Raw genomic sequence first — 15470 nt, forward strand, 5'->3', positions numbered from 1 at the left:
TTAGATCTCCTCCTTGAGAACGGATTCAGCAATACCTTTCACATCGACCGGCAGACCGGAAGCTGACTTGGCGGGGTCTGTACCGTCTTCTCCGTAGACGAACTGAATGATCTTTCCGCCGGTACTGCGGACAGTGCCGTCATACGCGACTTTGAGATCCTGCAGTGCGTTGATCATACGACGCTGGAGGTAACCGGACTGGGACGTACGAACCGCAGTATCCACAAGACCTTCACGACCTCCGATTGCATGGAAGAAGAACTCGGTCGGGTTCAGACCGGACTTGTAGGAGTTTCTGACGAAACCGTGTGCGTCGGCCCCTTTGTCGCTGCGTTTGAAGTGCGGGAGGGTGCGATCTTCGTATCCACGAACGATACGCTCACCACGCACTGCCTGCTGACCGATACAACCGGCCATCTGTGCGATGTTCAGCATCGAACCGCGAGCTCCGGAAACGGCCATGACCACAGCGGAGTTTTCGAAACCTAAGTGACGGGATGCGATATCACCGGTCCGGTCACGGGCTTTACCCAGCTCTTTCATGACCTGCATTTCAAGGGTCTCTTCGGGGGTTCTTCCGGGCATGGGCTCTAAGTGTCCCTGCTCGAAGATATTGATACGGTTGGCGACATCGTGTTCTGCAGTGTCGAGCACATCGCGAATCTGCTTGTACTCTTCTTTACCGAGATCGGTGTCGTTGATTCCGTAGGAGAATCCGTACAGCATGATCGCACGGATCGAGAGCTTGGTCAGATCGTCGATGTACTCTTTTGCACGCTGCGTGCCGTGGAGACGGATGATCCTGTTAAGGATAGCGCCGTCCATTGCTCCGACAGACTTCTTGTCGATGGTTCCGCTGATGAGTTCTCCGTCGACGATCCTGACGAATGCATCGTTCGGACAGAACGTGTTCTTCGTACAGGGGTCGCAGTTCCGGCAGCAGGTCGCTTTGTAGAACATGTTGACGTCTTTCGGCAGGATCATCGAGAATGCCTGTTTGTTGCTCCAGTAGGGAATACCGTTTTCGACCTTGCCCGGTTCGGGAAGGTGTTCCATTGCGGTATATTTCAGGAGATAGAGGAACTCGGACTTCGTGTACCACTTCAGCTGGTTTGTAAGCAGGAAGATACCGGAGATGTGGTCGTGAAGACCGCCGATGATCGGACCGCCGAAACGCGGCGAGAGAATGTTTTCCTGAACGGCGACGAGAAGCTCTGCTTCTGCGCGTGCTTCCTCGGTCTGAGGAACGTGCAGGTTCATTTCATCTCCATCAAAGTCTGCGTTGTACGGGGGACATACTGCCGGGTTAAGGCGGAACGTTCTGCCGTTCATGACTTTGATGTGGTGGGACATGATGGACATACGGTGCAGAGACGGCTGACGGTTGAAGAGAACGATATCTCCGTCACGCAGCTGTCTGTCGATCTTCCATCCGGGCTCGATCATTTCCGCAACCGTGTCGCAGTTTCCTTCTTCGCCGGCGATCAGTCTGATACGGCGGCCGTCGGGTCTGTTGACATAGTTCGCACCGCAGGGGTCGCGAAGGGTCGGTCTGTGCGGGCCGATCCGGATCAGAGCACGCATATCCTCAAGGTTTTGCTTGGTCACTCTTACGGGAACAGACATCTCGTTTGCGATCGCAAGCGGGATACCGACTTCACCGATCGAAAGGTTCGGATCGGGGGAGATGACCGTACGTGCGGAGAAGTTGACACGTTTACCGGATAATGATCCGCGGAAACGGCCGTCTTTTCCTTTCAGACGCTGAGAGAGTGTCTTGAGCGGTCTGCCGGACCGGTGTCTTGCCGGCGGGCATCCTGCGACCTCGTTGTCGAGGTAGGTGGTGACGTGGTACTGGAGAAGTTCCCACAGATCCTCAATAATGAGCTGCGGGGCACCTGCGTCCTGGTTTTCCTTAAAGCGCTGGTTGATCCTGATGATATCCACAAGCTTGTGGGTCAGATCATCCTCGGATCTCTGACCGTTTTCAAGGATAATGGACGGACGGACCGTTACCGGCGGGACAGGAAGGACAGTAAGAACGGTCCATTCGGGTCTTGCGACTTCGGGGTCGATACCGAGAAGACGGAGGTCGTCGTCCGGGATCTTTTCGAGGCGTTCACGGATGTCGGCGGAGGTCAGTTTGCGTTCCGACTTGTGGACTTTTCCGTCCTCGCCCATCTCGGTAACGATCTCAACGAATGAGGTCGGCTTCTCGAAGTTGATCTTGAACTGCTGATCACCGCAGTAGGGGCAGATACGCTCCTTCTTGATATCCTTCTCGCCAATGGTTTCGGCAGAGTAGGGATCGTCTTCAAGTGCGGAGAAGCGTTCGATCTCTTCTTTGTCGAGAAGAAGCCGGCCGCAGTCACGGCAGGTGACACGGAGAAGTTTTCTGATCAGGCGGGTGTATCCGACATGGATGACCGGTTTTGCGAGATCGATGTGACCGAAGTGGCCCGGACAGTCGCCCTGCTTCTGACCGCAGGTCTTGCAGCGAAGTCCCGGATCGATAACACCGAGACTCGGGTCCATGAGACCTTTCGGGTAGGGGAATCCGTCGTCGTCGTAGGTGTCCGGCCAGATGACCTTACAGACACTCATGTCGCGGATCGCTTTCGGGGAAAGGATACCGAACTCGATCTTGCCGATTCTCTTTGGCGAGGTCATACCATATCCTCCAGTCTCAGTCTGGGAGCTATACCCATACTCTTCATCTCATCAAGGAGAAGTTTGAATGCGTAACTCATTTCGACTTCATAAATATCTGTTTCTGCGCCGCAGGCGAGACAGCGGGTCATCTTCTGCTTGGCATCATACATGGCGACCATTCCGCAGCGTGCGCAGACGTACTGCTTTACTGCATCGGATTCGTCAAGGAGACGCTCTTTGAGAGCCATTGCGGCACCGTGACCGATCATCACATCACGTTCCATTTCACCGAAACGAAGACCTCCCTCACGGGCACGTCCTTCGGTCGGCTGACGGGTAAGGACCTGGACCGGACCTCTGGACCGTGCATGCATCTTGGTAGATACCATGTGGTAGAGTTTCTGGTAGTAGATAACACCGATGTAAATGTCGGCCTGGAATCTGCGGCCGGTGATACCGTCGTACATGACTTCACGGCCGGTGTGGGCGAATCCTGCCTCGGCAAGCTGGTGTCGTAAGACCTGCTCACGGGTGAGGGTGCTCGACTTCACGTCTTTGCCGATCTCTTTGTCGTTTAAGAGACGGTTCTGTGCGAAGGACGAGTCGAAGATCTTCTCGACCTGGGTCTTTCGGAAGGAAGTTGCATTCACGCGGGAACCTTCGAGTGCTCCGGCTTTGCCGCCGATCATCTCGAGCATATGACCGATGGTCATACGGGACGGGACTGCGTGCGGGTTGATGACGAGATCGGGCGCGATACCTGCAGCGGTGAAAGGCATGTTTTCCTGCGGAGTGATAAGACCGCAGACACCTTTCTGACCGTGACGGGATGCGAACTTGTCGCCGATCTCCGGGATACGGAGATCACGTGTTCTGACTTTGACGAGGCGGGAGGAGTTCTCGGACTCGGTGATGATGACGGTGTCTACAATACCGGTCTCGTTACTTCTCATCGTGATGGACGTGTCGCGGCGTTTTTCAACGGCGATGAGTTCTCCGGTCGGTTCCTCGAGGAAACGCGGCGGAGAGGTCTTGCCGATGAGAACATCCTTTTCATTGACGACGGTCTCGGGGTTGATGATTCCATCAACATCGAGGTTTGCGTAGGAACCGATTCCATGGGAACCCTGGACATCCTCTTCGGGCAGCTCGATCCTGTCGACCTGTCCTCCGGGATATCTGCGTTCCTCTCCTTCATAGGTTCTGAAGAAGTGGGAACGGCCTACTCCGCGTTCGACCGAGGCTTTGTTGAAGATGAGTGCATCTTCAATATTGTATCCTTCGTAGGAGATGATGGCCACACAGAAGTTCTGACCCTGCGGGCGGTTGTCGGAACCGATAAGTTCGGCTGCCTGCGTGTGCACCATCGGGACCTGGGCGTAGTGAAGCATATGACCGCGGGTATCGGGCCTAAGCTTCATGTTTGCCTGGGCAAAACCCAGTGCCTGTTTGATCATACCCGCACCCATCGTAACACGCGGCGATGCGTTGTGTTCCGGGAACGGAACGTGTGCTGCTCCTATACCGAGGATAAGGGACGGATCGATCTCAAGGTGGGTGTGTTCTGGAGTCAGATCGGATTCCTGCACCGCGATAAAGAGGTCATCCTCCTCTTCCGCATCGATGAACTCGATCTTACCCTGAGATACCAGTGCCATAAAGTCTTCAGCACCGGATCTGACGATCTCGATATCTTCGGGGGTGACTGCCGGGACGCCGTTTTCGACGACGATCAGGGGTCTGCGGGCCCGTCCGCGGTCGGTATTGATGACGATCTCGTTACTGTAATCTTTGTATGAAATATTGACTTCGGTCGAGACGTGCCCCGATCTGCGCATCTGTCTGAAGTTTCTGGTGAAGCCGTAGGCATCGTCGACTTTGCCAATCAAAGCACCGTCCACGAATACACGTGCCATTTTCTTTTCCATTTTATTCGCTCCTGATCGGCTGGATCTTCATGCCCTGTATTACACGGAGGACCTCGTCCTCATCGGTTCCTTTACTGATCTCGACAAGCTGGGCAAAGTTCTTCACTAAACCGCAGTTTGGTCCTTCCGGAGTTTCGGACGGACAGATGCGCCCCCACTGGGTTGGGTGCAGATCACGGGCCTCGAAGTGGGGCTGGGATCTGGACAGCGGAGAGATAACTCTTCGCAGGTGGGAAATGACCGACATGTGGTCGACGCGGTCCATAAGCTGGGAGACACCAGTCCTTCCGCCGACCCAGTTTCCGGTTGCAAGCGGGTGAATCAGGCGTTCGGTCAAGACATCCGCACGGACGACGGTTCCGATCGCGAGTTCTCTGTGTCTCATGCTCGCGCGTTCAAGCTGATACTTGACATCGCGGGTAAGTCTGTTTAACGAGATACGGAACAGATCCTCCATCAGGTCACCTGCAAGTTTCAGGCGCTTGTTGGAGTAGTGATCTTTGTCGTCGATTCTCCTCTTGTTGAGTGCGAGGTCGAAACATGCCTCTGCCATTCTGCCGAGGAATTCGGCTTTGGCGATCCGGACATCCTTTGCATACACTTCGTAGCCTTCGTCTCCGGGTTTTAAGGAGCCGGGGATGGCGTAGTTTAAGTGCGGGAGAAGGTAGCTGTCCAAAACGAACTCGGCGCGTTTTCTCTGGTAATCCTTGGTCTGGTTGGGCGCAAGCTTCTTACCGACATACATGACACCCTCCTCGACGGTGGCGCATTCGCTTTCTTCGAGGTTCTGCATCATGTAGGTGAGGACGTCTTCTGAGAGGGAGACGGCCGATACGATCTCTTCATCGGACTCGAGACCAAGCGCACGCATGAGGTCCGCAAACCGCAGGTGGCCGGCAACGCTCGGGAAGGAGACGTCGAGGAGGTTCTTCTTGTTCTTCTCGACAACGACGAGAGCGCGGTAGCCGCGGAACTGGGAGAACACTTTGGATACATGGATCTGCTCGTTGTATCTCTCGGTGAACTCGGTCATGATCTTGTTGCTGGCAAGATCTTCGAGCGTCATTAATACACGCTCGGTTCCGTTGACGATGAAGTATCCTCCGGGATCGCTCGGATCCTCGCCCTGCTCGGTTCTCTCTTCCTGGGACAGACCGCAGAGGTTACAGACCTGACTGCCGATCATGACCGGGAGCTGACCGATGGTCGTTTCCTGGACCGGATAGACTTTGTCTCCCTGGTGGAGGGTCATTTCAAGGATCATCGGGGCCGCATAGGAAAGGTTTCTTAGGCGGGCTTCGGCCGGATAGAGCTTGCTCTGCGAACCGTCTGCTTCCCTGACGATGGGTTTTTCAACACGGATTTTTCCCAGTTCGACCCACACGGCCTCCTGGTTCTTTCCTCTGTTGACGATTTCGGTCTCGACGATACGCTGTTCGTCTACGACTTTCTGGAGGTTAAACTGGACAAAATTGTTATAGGAGTCCAGCTGGTGGCGTGCAACGTGTTCCTGGGAAAAGTACGCGCCTGATAATACACTTCTGTCGATCATGATTTCTGCCTCCGGTTATTTTTTCGGCCTTCTAACGACAAGGCGGTAGGATGTGGCTTCGCCTGCTGTCTGGCTCTTTCTTACGATCATAATGACGTTTCCGGGTTTTGCGCCGCAGGCTTTTACAGCCGGGTCATCATGATAGATTTTTGGAAGGTGATCTTCCGTGATGTCGAAGGTTGTGAGAAGATTTTTGACGTCTTCGTCAGTCATGATCTGATGGTCGGGGACCATCTCATGCAGTAATACATTGAGTCTTGTCATGTAGCTCCTAATCAGATTCGTGTGAATACGGGGTCTTGCTGCTGATTCTTTCAGGTAGCTGGTTCAATTTTTAAAAGTCTGGTTCTTTGGCTTGTGAATGGCCCAATGGGAATACATTCGCCGGTGGTGTGTGATGGATGATATACACGCATCGAATAAAATGAGATAAGGCATGCTATAAGCATTTTTCCTTGTCAAAAAACCCGAAGGCGTGAAGCGGGCCAGGAGGGAGTTGAACCCCCGACCTGCGGATTAAAAGTCCGACGATCTGCCTGACTGATCTACTGGCCCTTGTGTTTCATCTAGGAAACAGCGGTAATAGAATGATGTCCGCACATATAAAGCTGACTATTTGCATCATCCATGCCCTGTTCGAACGATGGAACTGTTTTATTACTTACAAATAGAACAGTATTCTACTTAAATTATGGCAGATATGGATATGTTCCCACGGACCCAGCGGATTCTGGTGAAAGGATGCAGCCTGGTGACGATCGCAATATACGTCCTTATTGCAGCTCTTTTGATAATTACAGCCATTCTCGGAACGATCGAGACCCTTGGTCTGATCCGTATTGCGCTGGAAAGCCCCACGCAAGGATCCCTCACGAACGTGCTGCAGGGCATTCTTCTGATCATCGTTATCGCGACCTTAATCGATATGGTCCAGTCGTATGTGCGGGCAGGGCGCGTACTGATCAGACCGATTCTGATAGCGGGCGTCACGACGATGGTAAGAAGACTTCTGGTAACCGATCTGACGTTTATCGATATCATCGGGACGACGATCGTGATCCTCGGCCTTACGGTCGCCATGATCTATCTCGGGCGTGAGGATCGGGATGTTGCCACCTTTTTGACAGCAAAAGATGGGAAAAACGAGAAGGAAGAAAGCCTGGAGTAATCCCCCTCAAATTTTCAAATTATTCTTTTTTTCATTAAAAAAATCCGAAATTCAAACATAAGTATCAACTTATTTTTGGTGTGTTATATTAAGCTTTATTATCGTACCGGTTCCTTAAGTATGATACTGTGACGATGAAAGAATCCAGCAATATCCTTACTGAAGGACCGGTCGGAAAAGCCCTTTTGATAGTGGCGCTTCCGATTATCATCAGTAATCTTCTTCAAAGCGTGCTGGAAGTCGTGGACATGTATTTCATCGGGAAACTGGGGGATGTGTCCATCGCGGGCGGGACCATGAGCATTATGGTTTTAATGGTCCTGACCACGGTGATTTTCGGCATCGTGACGGCCACTGCCGCATTTGTTTCACGAGCCTACGGCTCGGAGAAGTTTGAACGTATTCAGGTCATCCTGCTTCATTCCCTGTATCTGGCGCTTGGGTTTTCCGCGATCCTTGCAGTGATAGGTTTGTTCTTTTCGGAGAATCTGCTTTTGCTGATGGGAGCGTATCCCGATGTCGCGGCAGAGGGGGCGAGGTTCCTTACGCCGATGCTTATGGGCCTCTTTGTAATGGTGATCCTGATTACGCTGACGACGGTGTTCCAAAGTACGGGAGATTCAAGAACACCCATGTATGTGATGCTTGGGGTCAATGTAGTGAATATTATCCTGAACCCGACCCTGATTATGGGTCTTGGGGGCCTGCCGGCATGCGGGATCGCCGGTTCGGCGTATGCGTCGCTTCTCTCAAGAGCGATAGGCGTGATGCTTCTGATCGGCGTGATGTATCTTCTGCCGTCGAAGAAGAACAGTCCTATCAAGTTCCCGAAGAAGTGGACGTTCGAGCCGAAGCTGATCAAGGACATCGTCGTGATCGCGATACCGTCAGCAATCCAGAGCGGTATTCGAAGCGTGGCGTTCCTCTCGATGACGACGATCATCGCCGTGTACGGGACGGCCGCGGTGGCGGCATACGGTATCTGCCTCAGGCTGGATATGATGGGCCTGATCATCGTGATGGGACTTTGTACGGGGGTCGCCGTGATGGTGGGTCAGAATCTCGGAGCGGGAAAAGTCGAGCGGGCGGTAAAAACGGTCAGGTATGCCGCGACAGCCAATGCGGTATTCATGATCGGTGTTGCGGCACTGTATCTGGTCTTTGCGACGGAGTTCCTGAAGTTCTTCGGAGCGACCGGAGAATCGCTTGCCGACGGGACGATGTTTATGCAGATCGTGCCGCTGTCCTACTTCCTCGTGGCGATCGCCATGACCATGGGTTTTGCAATGAACGGCGCCGGCATGACGCGGCCGGGGATGTACTCGGCGATCGCCGGCCAGCTAATCGTGCAGGTCGGTCTTGCCGCGTTCTTCGCCTTCAGCGGGTATTCTATCCAGTATATCTGGTATGCCGTCGTGTGCGGAACGGTCGTGATGTTCTGTTTCGATCTGTTCTTCTATATGCGCGGAGGCTGGAAGACGAAGAAGCTGAGAATCGACAGCGACGAAACGCCTGCAGAAAACTGAAAAACGATCGGGGTGCAGAATGCTGCACGGCCCGGTGAACCTTTTTTTAATAGGACTTACGCGGTGTTGTGATCTTGACCGAGATAAACTGACGTACGAGATGCACTTCGATTTCGTGTACGGCATTAATGTGGACGCAAGAGAAAAACCAACCGCGAATCTCCGCGAATTAACGCGAATCGCATTTTCCTTACGTTCGGGTGCTCTGCTTCGGCTTATCGCCTACGCAGGAATCGCACCCTCTCTTGAAAAATGCTATCGGAAAAACCCGCATGCGGGTTTTTCTGTTGTTTCATTATTTTTTCGATTATATGCATAGAGAAGTTTTACGAAGAGAAAAACCGGCACGCCGGTTTTTCCCCAGCATTTTTTCCAGACGGCGTGAGATTCCTGCGTAGGCGATCAGCCGGAGCAGAGCACGAAGGCGCAAGAAAAATGCGATTCGCGTTAATTCGCGGAGATTCGCGGTTAAATAATCTCTTGTCTCCACACCCTGTAATTCCCTTCCCGAATTGGATTGAGGATAACACCTCGTAAATCCTATTTAAATCAATAACGATTTTTGATCGGATTATGTTCTCAGAAACATCCCGGCCAACCGCGATTTCGAGAGAACGATCGTCGTAGGGCGACCGTGAGGGCAGGTGTACGGGGATTTTGTCGCCATAAGCTGGCGTAAGAGACGCTGCATCTGTTCGATCGTCAGCGGCGTGTTCCCCTTCACAACAGCACGGCACGCAGCGGTCTTCAGCACCCGATCAAGGACCTCGTCGGTGTTCCCCACCCCGTCCAGCGCCGCGTCCAGGATCGCATGGATGGTGTCCGGGTCGCCGAGCGTTGAGGAGACGACGGGGACGGAGCGGACCATCCAGACGTCTTTTCCAAACGGTTCTAGAAGGTATCCCGCGGCGGCGAGGACATCCAGCAAATCGGGAAGGGCGGCGGTCTCCTTTTTCGAGAGAGTGATCGGCTGGGGGACGATCAGTTCCTGCCCGGCCTCCGCTGACGAGGAGCGGGCGAGCAGCTGATCGTACATGATCCGCTCGTGGGCCGCATGCTGATCCACGACGATAAGGTCGCCGGATTCATTCTTCGCAAGAATGTAGGTGTCCCCGATCTGCCCGAGGACTTCCGGGACGAACAGATCGGTCTCCGGCAGATCCGCAGACTCGGTCCGCCGAAGCTGCTTCTCCGTCTGTTTGAGAGGGGCCTGTCTTGCCTCATGCATCTCCTGCTTCCCGGCATATACAGGCACCGGCTCGCCGACGATCTCTACCGGAAGGGTCGTGATAGTCTCGCGGGCGAGGGTAGGCATGGGGGCGGTGGAAAAGACCCGCTCTTCATGCAGCGATGTATAGACCGCATCCTGAACGCACCGCATCACTTCCCTCTCGCGGGAGAGGCGGACCTCCCGCTTTGTCGGATGCACGTTCACATCCACGTCCCGGGGATCGAGGACGATATCAAGAAACGCCGCAGGGTACATGCCCTTTGGCAGAAGCGTGCCGTATCCTTCGCGGATCGCCCACTGCAGCTGGCGGGACGTCACCTGCCGGCCGTTTATCGAGAGATAAAACCGCGTCTGGGTCGTCTTCATCTCCGAGCCGGGACGCGTGATCCAGCCGTCGATTTTCACCGGCCCGAAACTGCCGGAGACCGGGGTCAGCTCTTTGGAAAAGGTGGAGCCGAACACCGCGGCGATCACGTCCGGATACGAGCCTGTCCCAAAGGTCTGGAACCGCTCTTTGCCGTTGTACAGCAGAACAAACGAGATGTTCCTGTTCGAAAGGGCGATCCGCTCGACCATGTCGTAGACGTGGGACAACTCCGTTGGAACGGACTTCTGGAACTTGCGCCGGGCGGGAGTGTTGTAAAAGAGAGCGTCGATAAGAACGCTCGTTCCTTCCGGCGCACCAACAGCCGAGTGAGAGATCAGCTCGCCGCCGTGGATCACCACGCGGGCCGCTTCGGGCGAAGGGGAGCCGCGTTCCTTTGTCGTGAAGGTCACCTTCGAGATCGCCGCGATGCTTGCAAGAGCCTCGCCGCGGAACCCGAGCGTGGTGATCCCATCGAGATCCTCAGGGCGGGATATCTTGCTTGTTGCGTGCTGGCGGAATGCCAGAAGAGCGTCGTCGAAGTCCATCCCGATCCCGTCGTCCGTGACGGAGATTTTGGTTATCCCGGTTTTGTCGGCCGATATGCCGATCCGGATGATTTGGGCGTCCGCATCCACGGCGTTTTCGACGAGCTCTTTCACGACGGACGCCGCACGCTCGACCACTTCGCCCGCCGCGATGTGGCTGATCGTCTCCTCGTCGAGGATTTTGACCCGGCTCATTTCTTCTCCAGCAGGGCCTTGAGTTCGTTGATGAACATAAGCGCCTGCATAGGGGTCATCATGTTCGGATCGGCGTCGCGGATCCGCTCTTCGACGGCGGACGGAGCCGGCTCGGCGTCCGTTAGAAGCATCTGCGTGTAGTATTTCGTCCCGCCGGAGGATGCATCCTGCGTGAGAGCTTCTCTCAGGAGGTCCGATGCACGGACCAGGACTTTTTTCGGGACGCCGGCGATCTTTGCGACATGGATACCGTAGCTTCTGTCCGTCGCACCGGGGATGAGTTTTCGAAGGAACGTGATGTCGTGCTGGTCCTCTTTCACGGCGAAGTGATAGTTTCTCACGCGGCGAAGCTCGGACTCCATCCCGATCAGCTGGTGGAAGTGGGTCGCAAACAGCGTGCGGGGACCCGCCCCTCCTTTTCCGTGGAGATATTCGAGCACGGCCCGGGCGATCGCATACCCGTCAACGGTGCTCGTGCCCCTCCCTATCTCATCTAAGAGGATGAGGCTTTGATCGGTCGCATTGTTGAGGATGTTGGCGAGTTCGAGCATCTCGACCATGAACGTGCTCTGCCCGCCGGCGAGGTCGTCGGATGCCCCGACCCTGGTGAAGACCCGGTCGACGATCCCGATCCGGGCAAAGGATGCCGGAACGAAGCAGCCGGTCTGGGCCATGATACAGATGAGAGCGACGCTTCGCATGTAGGTGGATTTACCGGCCATGTTTGCGCCGGTGAGGATCAGGATCTGCTGGCCGATCGAACTCATCTCGGTGTCGTTAGGGACATAGCCTCCGGGAACGGTGTTTTCGACGATCGGGTGACGGCCGTCACGGATGAGGAGTTCCGTTCCGGGAACGAGTTCGGGGCGGACGTAGTTTCCGGAAAGGGAGAGGTCTGCGAACGCGGCGATCATGTCGATCGTGCCGATCGAACGGGACGCCTGCTGGAGAGCCGGGACGAACTCCGAGAGATGCGTCAGAAGGGATTCGAAGAGCGAGATCTCGAGAGCGAGAACGCGGTCGTCGGCCTGGGCCATCACCGCTTCGCGTTCGCGAAGGGCGGGGATCGTGAACCGCTCGCCGTTTGCGGTGGTCTGTTTGCGTTCGTAGGTGTCTGGGACGAGATGGAGGTTTGCCTTCGTGATCTCGATGTAGTAGCCGAACACGTTGTTGTAGGCGATCTTGAGCGAACGGATCCCGGTGCGTTCCCGTTCGGTCTGCTGGAGTTCGGCGATCCAGTCGCGGCCGTTGGTGACGATGTTTCTGATTTGATCAAGGTCGCTGCTGTATCCTTCCCTGATGACGCCGCCGTTTTTGTAGACGAGAGGCGGCTCGTCGACGATCGCTGAAAGGATCAGATCGGCGACGCCGTCAAAGGAGGGGATCTGTTCGAGTTCGTCTTTGAGGAGACCTTCGGCGCCGCAGAGTTCGGCGGTGAGTTCGGGAACGGCGGCCAGACTCGAGGCGAGAGCGAGAAGATCACGCGGCGAGGCGTTTCCGTAGGCGATCCTGCCGGCGATCCGTTCGATGTCGGTGAACCTGGAGAGGATGGTCCTGGTCCCGGAGAGGAGGACGGGGCGCCGGGTGAAGAACCCGACGGCGTCGAGACGATGATTTATCTTTTCCGGCGAGGTCAGCGGCCGGGTGATGGTGCTTCGCAGAACACGGCTCCCCATGGGGGTCTTGGTCCGGTTGAGGAAGCCGAAGAGGGTCGTATCATTCCGGTCGCCTCGGAGGGGATTGAGGATCTCGAGATTCCGGAGCGTGATCGCGTCCAGGATCATCGCGTCGTTTGCGTATTTTCTGGAGAATCCGCGGATGTGGGGGAGACTTGTTTTCTGGGTCTCTTTTGCATAGCGGAGAGCGGCTGCGGCAGCATTGATGCATTCTGCGGAACTGACATCGAATCCGTCTAAGGAGGAGACGCAAAATGCGGCGGTGAGTTCGGCGGTGCCGTCAACGAAGAGACCGGAGCGGCCGGGAGTGAGGACCTTACATGTTGAGGCGAGGAAAGAGATGAGGTCCGCGGAGATGCCCTGCGGGACGAGGATCTCAAGAGGATTGTACTGTTCTATTTCGGTGGCGAGGGCGGAAAATCCCGGCTCGAAGGGGATCTCCCGGACGAAGAATTCGCCGGTGGAGATGTCGAGGAAGGCAAGACCCATGACGGTTTTTTTGGCGTCGGAACACAGCGCCATGAGGTAGCGGGCGGTAGGACCGGGGATGACGTCGGCGTCGATCGCCGTTCCGGGAGTGACGACTCTGACGACGTCCCGCTTTACGACGCCTTTTGCAAGTTTCGGGTCCTCGACCTGTTCGCAGACGGCGACTTTGTAGCCTTTGCGGATCATTCGGGGAAGGTAAAGGTCGACTGCGTGGTAGGGGATGCCTGCTAGAGGGATCGGGTTTCCTTCGGGGTCTTTGGAGCGGGAGGTCTGGACGATGTCGAGTTCGCGGGCACAGATCTCGGCGTCTTCGAAGAAGGTCTCGTAAAAGTCACCCATCCGCATGAAAAGGATACAGTCAGGGTATTTTTCCTTGAATGTTTTGACCTGTTCCATGGCGGGAGTGAGTTTTTTGGGAGAGACCATACTGATGATATGTTGTTTGCGAAAGGGTATGAATGATTTGGAACGCGGGTTGACCCGATGGGGCAACCTCAGCGGAGCAAGTTTGAGTGAAGCGAAAACTTGCGACTGACGCGGGAAGGCCGAAGGGCTGACCAAGTCTGCGGGATAGAAGTGCCCTTAACGGAGCAAGTCTCTGCAAGAGACTTGCGACTGTGGGGTAGCCCGCTCTCTCAAACCTTCGGTTTGCTCGGCTAAGGTTGTCCGCTTTCAGCGTCCAACCCGCCCTCGCAAGGCAAAGCCTTGCTCAGCTGAGGCTGCCCTATTGGGCAGCCCGCTAACAAAACCCGTAAATACCATGAAAGAAAATACTGCAAATTATCCACAGAAGGTGCGATCATTTCCACGAAATATACCACAACTTTCCTCATTGCCGGACTCTTTGCGGCGATCCTCGTTTCCGGGTGCATTGCCCCCTTAATCAGCCAGACGGCGACTGTCGAAAACTCCTCCCTGCAGTTTGTATCCTCATATGAAAACGGCGACCGGTATCTTGCCGGGAACTACACTGTCATCGTCCTGAACGGAACCTACCGGGAGATGGGGCGGCAGTATGGCGGGCTCATGAAAGACGAACTGCTCGCCGAATACGCGATGATAACAACCGAACTCCAGTCCAGAGGCTACACCATCGACGAGATCAGGTCCCTGGTCCGGGACAACGAACCGTTCCTGCCCGAACGGATAAAGGAGATCTATCGCGGGATGGCCGAGGTCACCGGCCTCACAGAAGATGACGCATATGTCCTCTACTACGGCCCGATCCTCTACCTGACAACGCCGTACGCCTGCTCCTACCTCGCCGTCTGGGATGAATACACCGTCAACGGATCCGTCGTCGTCTCGCGGAACTGGGACACCTCCGACGAACTCGAACCGTTCAACCAGTATTACGTCCTTGCCGTCTACAACCCGACCGATGGAAGCAACAGCGTTGCCACATTCTCGCCGGCCGCCGCGGCCCCCGAGACCCTCATGAACAGCAAAGGGCTCTACATCTCCGACGATGCCTCCGGCCAGGGAATTTCCGCACCGGAAAACCGGCAGGAGATCCTCGCCGCCTTCTTCGGTCTGATGCTCGACTTCTCCGACCTTGACGGACTCGACGCAGGCATCCGGGCGCTTCGTCCAAGCGGGACCGTCATCGTGGACGCCGCCGGAGTGACCGGGGCATACGTCTATGAAGTCGGCCTCGTCGAAACAAAACAGCGGACCGGCGACGGGGTCATTGCCGCAGCAAACCACTTCGTCGATCCCTTCTGGACCGGCATCGTCCCCGAGCCAAACTCCGTGATCCGGTACGACAACCTGCTCGGGCAGGCCGAAGAGGCAAAGGGCAGCATCGACGGCGAGAAGATGGTCGGCATCCGTGATGTCGCCTACGAAGACGGCGGAGCGACCTTCACCCACACGGTCTTCGACGGGATCCCCTGCTCCTCGAACCACCAGATCGTCTTCGTCCCGGCGGATGAAACGCTCTGGTTCAAAGTCGTGGATATGACGTGGCAGAAAGTCAGTCTCTCACCCCTTTTCGCAGAATAATCACCCCAACCTCTTTTTTTCAGATAGGACTTATGCAGGGTTGTGATCTTAACCGAGAAAAAACTGATTTACTTATGACATGCACTTCGATTTCGTGTACGGCATTAGTGCAGACAAAAAGAAAACCAACCGCGAAT

Annotated in this window: 10 protein-coding genes and 1 tRNA gene; 4 read left to right on the plus strand and 7 right to left on the minus strand. The window is 55.3% G+C overall.

Going from position 1 to position 15470, the window contains the following annotated elements:
* From MLAB_RS06125 to MLAB_RS06145, 5 genes are all read right to left on the minus strand, one after another.
* Positions 1 to 2670 carry a DNA-directed RNA polymerase subunit A' gene (locus tag MLAB_RS06125; protein WP_011833533.1) on the minus strand — a complete coding sequence of 890 codons (2670 nt, stop codon included), beginning with the start codon at positions 2668 to 2670 and terminating at the stop codon, positions 1 to 3.
* Positions 2667 to 4580, minus strand: coding sequence for a DNA-directed RNA polymerase subunit B' (locus tag MLAB_RS06130; protein ID WP_011833534.1), 1914 nt, complete (start codon positions 4578 to 4580; stop codon positions 2667 to 2669). Before MLAB_RS06130 ends, MLAB_RS06125 begins: the two co-directional genes overlap by 4 nt.
* Position 4581: 1 nt before the next feature.
* Positions 4582 to 6132: a DNA-directed RNA polymerase subunit B'' gene (locus MLAB_RS06135; protein ID WP_011833535.1), complete on the minus strand. Its 1551-nt coding sequence runs from the start codon at positions 6130 to 6132 to the stop codon at positions 4582 to 4584.
* A gap of 15 nt (positions 6133 to 6147) precedes the next feature.
* Entirely contained in the window at positions 6148 to 6396 is a 249-nt protein-coding gene (locus MLAB_RS06140) for a DNA-directed RNA polymerase subunit H (protein WP_011833536.1), read from the minus strand.
* Positions 6397 to 6613: 217 nt separating this feature from the next.
* Positions 6614 to 6687, minus strand: a tRNA-Lys gene (locus MLAB_RS06145).
* Between the two features lie 136 nt (positions 6688 to 6823).
* Between MLAB_RS06145 and MLAB_RS06150 the strand changes: the two genes are divergently transcribed.
* The 3 genes from MLAB_RS06150 (at position 6824) to MLAB_RS09975 (ending at position 9145) form a co-directional block, all read left to right on the plus strand.
* Complete coding sequence (locus MLAB_RS06150) at positions 6824 to 7300, plus strand: phosphate-starvation-inducible PsiE family protein (RefSeq protein ID WP_011833537.1); 477 nt, start codon at positions 6824 to 6826, stop codon at positions 7298 to 7300.
* Positions 7301 to 7434: 134 nt separating this feature from the next.
* Positions 7435 to 8826, plus strand: a complete 1392-nt coding sequence (locus MLAB_RS06155) for an MATE family efflux transporter (protein WP_011833538.1) — start codon at positions 7435 to 7437, stop codon at positions 8824 to 8826.
* Between the two features lie 100 nt (positions 8827 to 8926).
* The gene (locus tag MLAB_RS09975) at positions 8927 to 9145 is read left to right on the plus strand and encodes a hypothetical protein (protein WP_048062070.1); all 219 of its coding nucleotides are present in this window, start codon (positions 8927 to 8929) and stop codon (positions 9143 to 9145) included.
* 252 nt (positions 9146 to 9397) lie between these two features.
* Here MLAB_RS09975 and mutL read toward each other — a convergent pair whose 3' ends face one another.
* Positions 9398 to 11164 carry a DNA mismatch repair endonuclease MutL gene (mutL, locus tag MLAB_RS06165; protein WP_011833540.1) on the minus strand — a complete coding sequence of 589 codons (1767 nt, stop codon included), beginning with the start codon at positions 11162 to 11164 and terminating at the stop codon, positions 9398 to 9400.
* Complete coding sequence (gene mutS, locus MLAB_RS06170) at positions 11161 to 13755, minus strand: DNA mismatch repair protein MutS (RefSeq protein WP_011833541.1); 2595 nt, start codon at positions 13753 to 13755, stop codon at positions 11161 to 11163. The genes mutL and mutS overlap by 4 nt, the downstream gene beginning before the upstream one ends.
* Before the next feature lie 555 nt (positions 13756 to 14310).
* Here mutS and MLAB_RS06175 point away from each other — a divergent pair.
* The gene (locus tag MLAB_RS06175; protein ID WP_281034019.1) at positions 14311 to 15333 is read left to right on the plus strand and encodes a C45 family autoproteolytic acyltransferase/hydolase; all 1023 of its coding nucleotides are present in this window, start codon (positions 14311 to 14313) and stop codon (positions 15331 to 15333) included.
* Positions 15334 to 15470 lie beyond the last annotated feature (137 nt).

It is taken from the genome of Methanocorpusculum labreanum Z, from assembly GCF_000015765.1.
Taxonomy (GTDB): Archaea; Halobacteriota; Methanomicrobia; order Methanomicrobiales; family Methanocorpusculaceae; genus Methanocorpusculum; species Methanocorpusculum labreanum.

Coding starts and splice junctions, on each gene's coding strand:
- mutL (WP_011833540.1), bottom strand. CDS start 11,164: ATGAGCCGGGTCAAAATCCTCGACGAGGAGACGATCAGCCACATCGCG.
- MLAB_RS06150 (WP_011833537.1), top strand. CDS start 6,824: ATGGCAGATATGGATATGTTCCCACGGACCCAGCGGATTCTGGTGAAA.
- MLAB_RS06135 (WP_011833535.1), bottom strand. CDS start 6,132: ATGATCGACAGAAGTGTATTATCAGGCGCGTACTTTTCCCAGGAACAC.
- mutS (WP_011833541.1), bottom strand. CDS start 13,755: ATGGTCTCTCCCAAAAAACTCACTCCCGCCATGGAACAGGTCAAAACA.
- MLAB_RS06125 (WP_011833533.1), bottom strand. CDS start 2,670: ATGACCTCGCCAAAGAGAATCGGCAAGATCGAGTTCGGTATCCTTTCC.
- MLAB_RS06140 (WP_011833536.1), bottom strand. CDS start 6,396: ATGACAAGACTCAATGTATTACTGCATGAGATGGTCCCCGACCATCAG.
- MLAB_RS06130 (WP_011833534.1), bottom strand. CDS start 4,580: ATGGAAAAGAAAATGGCACGTGTATTCGTGGACGGTGCTTTGATTGGC.
- MLAB_RS09975 (WP_048062070.1), top strand. CDS start 8,927: ATGCACTTCGATTTCGTGTACGGCATTAATGTGGACGCAAGAGAAAAA.
- MLAB_RS06155 (WP_011833538.1), top strand. CDS start 7,435: ATGAAAGAATCCAGCAATATCCTTACTGAAGGACCGGTCGGAAAAGCC.